The 1,124-nt window shown below is 40.7% G+C and carries 2 protein-coding genes; both read right to left on the bottom strand.

Annotated features, from left to right (window positions below):
* Nucleotides 1–390 (bottom strand): DUF2523 domain-containing protein (locus tag CWC28_RS20860; protein ID WP_138625712.1); only part of this gene is annotated, 390 nt, incomplete at its 3' end.
* 1 nt (nucleotide 391) lies between these two features.
* A partial coding sequence (locus tag CWC28_RS21985) for a hypothetical protein (RefSeq protein WP_171038332.1) occupies nucleotides 392–1,124 on the bottom strand: 733 nt, incomplete at its 5' end.

A 1,124-nucleotide genomic window follows, 5' to 3' on the forward strand; every position in this document is an offset into this window, starting at 1 on the left:
ACCATCAAAGAATCGCATATCTACAAGCGCTGCTTTTACGTCTTGTGGTAAGCCATTTGCAGCCGATAATATTTTTGAGGATATTTGGAAGTTTTCCATAATCGCCTTAGATACAGACCAAGCAAGTTTCATTGCTTCTAGCTCTGCCGCAATTCTCATCAGCGTTACTTTTTCGATGATAAAAGCTAATGCTCTTTCAAAAAAGTTCGGAACGTCATCATCAAGAAAAGTCCAAATATCAGTAAAGAAATGACCCATCGCTTGGGCTGCACCTTCAAAGCCTTCATAGTTACCTTGCGCTGTGCCAGTATCCGTACCTGTACCCGATGTTTCAGCGATAGCAAGCAACGGAAGAAATAGAACGATTAAAATAAAAGTCTTCGTTTTCATATTAAGGCCCCAATAAAATATACAGTGCAGTTAAAGTAGATATAAGGAGAACGGCAGCTGCTATGAGTTGAAAGAAGTTGGCTAATCGACCTAGACCCATATCAACATCAACCCCCTTAATGTTCACAATCCGTTCTTCATACCCACCACCAAAAGAGGGTGTAACTTCAAAAAGCGACCCAGATTCAGATTTGATTTGTTGCACGTAATCTTTTAGTTCTTGTCTTTTCTGTGTGATTTCTTCTGTTACGGTTTGTAAGTCTTGTTCGGTAAATAGTTTATTAAGACCTTTATTATTGTTTTTGCGTTTGGCCTGTATGGTAAATGGCTGTTCTTCTTCGCCATCACCTTCACCAGAACCAGAGCCGCCGCCACCGCCGCCAACTGGTTTTTCTAAAATCCCCTCTAAAAGTGCGTTAGCATAATCAGTATTAAAATCTGTCATGGCAGTGTTGTAACGAATTTCACCAAGTAACTCGTTAGATATTTGAATTTCTTCAGCTACACGGTCTAAACGTTCATCATTAGAATCACTTGCAGCAATTTGATTCTTGTTCATTGCGTCAAGGTTTTCATTAATCTTGTTTATTGCTGACAGTTCATCGGGTTCGGGTTGAGGGTCTGTTTCTTCGGGCGCTGGTTTCTCTTCAGGATCTGACGTCTTATCTACTTCTTTATCAGGCGCTCTTTCACACATAACTGGTTCAGCCGAGCCATAGGAAACTGGCATATAG

Origin of the sequence: Pseudoalteromonas sp. S4492 (genome assembly GCF_005886115.1) — a bacterium.
Lineage (GTDB): Bacteria > Pseudomonadota > Gammaproteobacteria > Enterobacterales > Alteromonadaceae > Pseudoalteromonas > Pseudoalteromonas gelatinilytica.